At 77.2% G+C, this 1,085-nt stretch carries 2 pseudogenes; one reads left to right on the forward strand and one right to left on the reverse strand.

The window, feature by feature from the left end:
• Window positions 1–349, reverse strand: a pseudogene (locus CCN51_RS59765) (DNA polymerase III subunit gamma and tau); the annotation flags it as partial.
• Between the two features lie 318 nt (window positions 350–667).
• On the opposite strand from CCN51_RS59765, the pseudogene CCN51_RS59770 reads away from it, so the two are divergent.
• Window positions 668–1,085 (forward strand): annotated as a pseudogene (locus tag CCN51_RS59770) (hypothetical protein); the annotation flags it as partial.

The raw sequence follows: 1,085 nt of genomic DNA on the forward strand, positions 1-1,085 counted from the left end.
CGGAGCCCCCGGAGCCCCCGGGTCCACCGGCACCGCCGAAGCCTCCGCCGCCCGCACCGCCGGGCCCGCCCTGCTGCCCAGCGCCGCCCGAGGGATCGACGATCGCCTCGATCCGCCACTGCACGCCGATCGCATCGCTGAGCGCCTGGCGCAGCACGTCCTCGCTGCCACCGCTGACGAAGCTGTCGCGCGCGCCTGCGTTGGAGAAGCCGAGCTGGAGAGTGGTGCCGTCGAAGCCGGTGACGGTCGCGTTCTGACTCAGCAGGATCCAGGTGAAGCGTCGGCGGTTCTTGACCGCCTCCAGAATGTCCGGCCACATCTGCCGCACCTGCATGGCGCCCTGCGCCATGCCCGGCGCGGAGGCGGCGGGGGCGCCGGCAGGACCGGGGGAAGGCGCGGAGGGACTGGAAGGGCCGGAAGAACCCGAAGCACCAGAAGCACCAGAAGCACCGGAAGAACCAGAAGGACCAGAAGGACCACCCGAAGGCGCCCCGCCCTGCCCCGGAGCGGCGGCCGACGGCCAGCTGCCGGGCTGCCGCCCCGCGCCCTGGGCGCCGGAACCGGGGGCCGCGGCACTCGGCCAGGCCCCGGGCCGCGACGAGGACGAGGCAGGGGCCCCGCCACCATCCGTATCGCCGCCCTCCGCCTGCCCTCCAGCAGCCGGACCATGAGCCGCAGAACCGCCCGCAGCCGCACCACCAGTGGCCGCACCAGGCCAGGCACCGGGGCGCTGACCACCGCCGTTCGCCCCCGCGGGCTCGGCACCCCCGGGCCAGGCTCCGGGCTGCTGCCCCTCACCTCCGGCGTCGGCCGGAGCCACACCCGCACCACCACCAGCAACAGGACCACCAGCGGCAGGATCACCAGCCGCCGGACCACCCGCACCGGGCCCCGCCACGGCCGGGGCCCCGCCCTGACCGGACCCAGCCCCGCCCCCGGCCCCACCCCGGCCGGTCACCGCCGCCCGCGCGGCCGCCGGGCCGGAGGGGCCTGCGGCCGGGACGTGTGCGTCGGGCCCCGGTACGTACCCCATGGCTGGCCCTTGGCCCTCCGCCCCGCCGGAACCTCCCGGCAGACCACCGGCC

Source organism: Streptomyces milbemycinicus (assembly GCF_002154605.1).
Lineage (GTDB): Bacteria > Actinomycetota > Actinomycetes > Streptomycetales > Streptomycetaceae > Streptomyces > Streptomyces milbemycinicus.